We start from the raw sequence: 4,596 nt of genomic DNA, 5'->3' as shown, positions 1-4,596 counted from the left end.
GGGTAGTAATTTTTTGCGAGGTTCATACAAAAGAGGCTGTAAGCCACGCTCTGTAATTGCCAAAAATGGAGCGATTCGATGAAAATTTTCTGGCGGTTTTACCTCAAAATTAGGGTGGATTTGACTACCATAAGCACCAGCTTTCGGGTACTCTTGTGCAAAAGCATAGGCTGCTGCAACCCAATCTAATGCTGGCAAGTTGTCGTCATCAAGAAAGCCAATCAGTTCAGCATGACTTTCATGAATAGCCCTTTTTCTGGCGAAGGCTGCACCTTGTTGCGGTTCAAAGCAATAAATGAGCGGATTAGTAGTTGACCAATTTGCTTGATATTCTTGTACAATCTTGCTGGTGTTGTCTGTGCTATTGTTATCGATGACAATAACTTCCCAGCCAAGATATTGGATGTTAACTTGGGTTCGCAACAGTTCCAAAACTTCAGGCAAGCGCTTTTCGCCATTGTAGGTACAAATAGCTACAGTAAAATCAGTGGATGTGGTCATGTTCAGCAATCTCGTGCAAATGTGAGTTGAGAGCAACAGCATTTTAACAACAAAGCTTGGCGTGTTGGCTGAAGTTTTTCCTATTTGTGAGTTTCTGCTTTGGATAGTGAAATCCTTTATAAAGCAGGCTGCTTGAGGAACACGTAAAGATGAAGCCTTAAGCCTCAAATTTATATTACCCATATAATTACAAGAACTAACGCTTGCCTTAGAGCCTATTTATAAAGTAAATATTAAGTAGGGGGTGGTACGGCTGTGTAGGAATTTGAGGGGTTTCGGTCTACTGCTTAACATAAAAACTCTCTTCTTTTGTTTGAGGGTAAATAGATGATAAAAAATGAATTACCAGAGAATAAGGTTTTGGGCTAGGGGTATAGTAAGCGATCGCTCCATCAAGGAAATAACGGGAAAAGTTAGAAATACAATCGCTCAATTTTTAACTTAATTGGTTCAACCAGTGCTAACAGATAAGTGAGAATTGCCATTAGCTTTTTGGATAATCTATTAGTTTTACTTATTTTAAATTCCTTAACGGATTTTTGAAAAATGTATTAAATAATACAGCATGTTAGATAATAATCAGTATCACAGGTATCTATCACAGAGCGATACCTTCTCTGCGAGACGCTACGCGAACGGTCAGCTTCTCTACGAGACGCTCCGCGAACGCTAACGCAGAACTTTTCGCTCTACTGAATTTAGGACGCATTATGAATGCGCCCTAAAAATTTGTAAAAATCTCATCTAGTTTTTGCAATTGACGCTGATAGTTTTTGCCAACTAAGTGGGTAACCTTAGCTCATCAGTATAGATTGCGTAAAGCCCAATGCCATTACTGAAATAAAATTTCATCCTAAAAGCACAGGTCTTTGTCCAAAACTTTTCAGTTAAAGCTAGATCCCCCCATCCCTCTTTAATAAGAGGGGTTGGGGGGATCTGCAAGAGTTTAACTCTATTAACCGAGATGTATTAGGTCTTTGGCTAAACTCTTTGGTTTTAATAATGTACCTATGACTAAACGCGAATACATCAGAGCATTTACCCGCTTTGTGCGGCAAGTTATTAAATTACAAAAAACTTTACAAACATCAGCTATTCGCTGGTTAGCGCGTGTTTTACGTGTGAATTTCCGGCGACACCAAGGTGGGTTTGTACTGCCAACAACTGTCATGCTGTTGTTAATCGTAACTTTGGTAGTCACAGCTATAATATTTCGCACTCTCAGTCGTACCAGTCAGGTTATTAGCGAACGCCAACAACAGGTTATTTACAATGCAGCCACACCAGCAGTAGACCGAGCTAAGGCAAAGCTAGAGTATCTTTTTAGACAAGACACTCGTTTACCTGCTGGGGTAGCGTCAGATAGCACTATACAGAGTATTTTGCAACCACCCGCCAGTGGCACTGCTGACGTTTATACACTTCCTGGTGAGACACGCCTCGCCAATTTTCAGGACTCTAACAGCAACCCTGGCATTGGCTGGTATTTTACACAAAACAGTCAAACTATTGCCTATTCAATTATTTTTAAGAAGCGAGCAACAAGCACAGATGCTACTACTACTTATGCTGAAGTAACAAATGCCGATACTGCAAAAGCACCTTACTTTGTTGTTCGCAACGGTCCTGTGAATACCAATAAATCTACAGCAGACAAATGTGGTGGTGCAGTTCAATTGGCAGCCAATGAAAAAGATTGGGAACCTATTAATGCTGCAACTTTAGCTAAGACTTTTCAAGTTAATGCCTTTGTTGTAGCAAATGCTGACAAACCAAGTAGAACTGTAACTACATTAGAGTTGCAACAAGATAGACAAGTAGATAAAGGTAATAAATGGGGAGCTTATTTTCGCTATGATTTTGAAGTAGCTCAAGATCCTAATTTCCGTTGGAACGGAGCTATACATAGTGATGGAAATATGTTCTTTGGATCATATAGCAATCCTTTTAAATCTTTCTTGATTAGTTCTCCCTCTTCTTGTGTCAATACTTCCGCTAGTGATTCTAAAGTTACAGTCAGTAGTTATACTGATACTTTAGGTGCTACTACCTTTCAGGGTCAAATAGTTGCAGGTAGATTAAGCAAAGCTGAAGGTAACGACGGTCAACAATTCGGTGGTTCATCAACATTTGACTTATTTAACGGTAATGGAAATCCTCCAACTCAAGATCAAGGATTTGGGGAAACTACAGATTCAGTCACTCCTCCAAGCGGCAAAACACCTGTTGATATAGCCCTTGATCCAGTAGCTTTATTGACAGAAGATAAATTTAAAGCTAGGGGTTCTGACATAACAAACACAACTTATAGAGATACTGCTTGGAAAACAAGAAATTTTTTTACAAGTAAAAGAATTTTCAATGAAGAAACAAATCCGCCTTATCTAGATGATACTTATCGGGCTGATAACCTTTATGGGCCAAACCCTACTTATGACGGCAAGCCCATTGCCAGCAGTCTAGTCAAAATACCATCAGGTAATAAAGTCGGTGATCTGATTACTTCCACTAATGCTGGTACAAATTATAGCGCTCTCACCAGAGACACCGCCCCAGACCCGAAAAATCCAGAAGCTTTGGGCTTAGATGGCTATTGGGAGCGACGAGCAGTCACAGGGGGTTTGCGGGTGATTGTAGGGCAAAGACTGGAATTGAGTGAACCGCCACTTCCTACAATTCCAGTTACACCTACTGGTATGGGCAGGGAACATGAGTTTCTCCAACGTCGCACTCAAAGAGATAATTTAGCTGCGGTGCAAGCTACTGCTGTTTATCACTACAAAACTGGCAGTGGACTAACTCCTGTGGCTTGTATGGCAACTACGGTTCATCCAGGAACAGCAGAAACGCTTAAGCGAAGCGCCACGTTTGACACCATAACGTTTCAAGGTGCATCTGATCCTGTTGATAGAGTTATTGCCGACTTTTTCACAGGCAGAGGCACGAATGGTTGGGAGTTTGGCATTCCTACTGGGAGTACTGCTTTAGCCACAGCGCAGGCGAACTTGGCATATTTTGCTGGAGATCCATACGGTGCTTTTCCACCTAAACAAGATTCAGCATTATCTCAGGCAGTTACAGGGTTAATAGTTACTCATCCCTATCCTGAATTAACCAAGTATGGGGATTTTTCCAATTTACGGCGATCGCTATCCGGTACAAGTATTGCAGATCAATCATACCGAGATACGGCGAATTGTATGTTGGGGATGCTAGCTTACAACATCAGCTATCTCAACGACTATGTTTACACAACCAACTGGGGAACAGAAACTGCAAAACTTTTGGATGAATTAAATACAGCATTAAGTAGTATCACTGCAAGTACGCCAGAAGAAGCGATCGCTGCTTTGCCCACTAGTCAGCAGCCTCTAGCACGCTTAATTGCCACCAAGGAGCAAGTAAAACTCGATCGAAGCAACTCCACTTCTTACAGTTGCGATAATACTACATTTAATGCAGCCGCCACAAGTCTTAATAAATTGTGTCCGCCGAAGGCTGGTGATACTTACACCCCATCAAATGTTAAATATAAAGCTCTGTATTACATTTTCCCAACCAGTACCCACGACGAAGACCGCACGGGCACGGACTCATATATCGCTAGCCTACCAGTTACACCCAATCCAGTTAACCGATACACAGCTGTTAGTGATACAGATATAACAAACATCAAGCTTACTCTAAGGACACCAGGTACAGCAGGAACTTGGAAAACTCCCAATAGTGATGTTACCAGCAGCGTTGGTGGCAGCAGCCTACCAAATAACAACACAACCAATTTTAATAACCTAGTCAAATACATTGACGCATCAGGCACTCCAGCTTACTACCAAGTTGCCTTCAAAGATGCTGCCCTGTTTAACGGGCGGGAGATGATGAGCGTGCGGGCATTAGATGTTGACCTTAACCTGCTGCGAACTACAAATGCTCCAGTTGGTGATAAATGGCTACCGATTAACGATAACACTGCCAGCGATCCTAACGCTCCGCCTCCCAATGGTATATTTTACGCCTTTCGAGAAGATGCGGTGAGGGAAGATGGTATTGCTAGACCCGCAGGAACAGCGATGAATGCCAAACCTGGTAGTCTTA

2 protein-coding genes are annotated in these 4,596 nt (G+C 41.8%); one reads left to right on the top strand and one right to left on the bottom strand.

What is annotated here, in order from left to right; all coding sequences use genetic code 11:
- On the bottom strand, positions 1-501 hold a 501-nt coding region (locus LC574_RS27540), incomplete at its 3' end, for a glycosyltransferase (protein WP_229456836.1).
- Between the two features lie 1,010 nt (positions 502-1,511).
- On the opposite strand from LC574_RS27540, the gene LC574_RS27535 reads away from it, so the two are divergent.
- The coding region (locus LC574_RS27535; protein ID WP_229456835.1) for a hypothetical protein at positions 1,512-4,596 on the top strand (3,085 nt) is incomplete at its 3' end.

The sequence above is a fragment of the Nostoc sp. CHAB 5715 genome (assembly GCF_020829685.1).
Classification (GTDB): Bacteria; Cyanobacteriota; Cyanobacteriia; order Cyanobacteriales; family Nostocaceae; genus Nostoc.
This window is presented reverse-complemented; position numbering and strand designations above follow the sequence as displayed.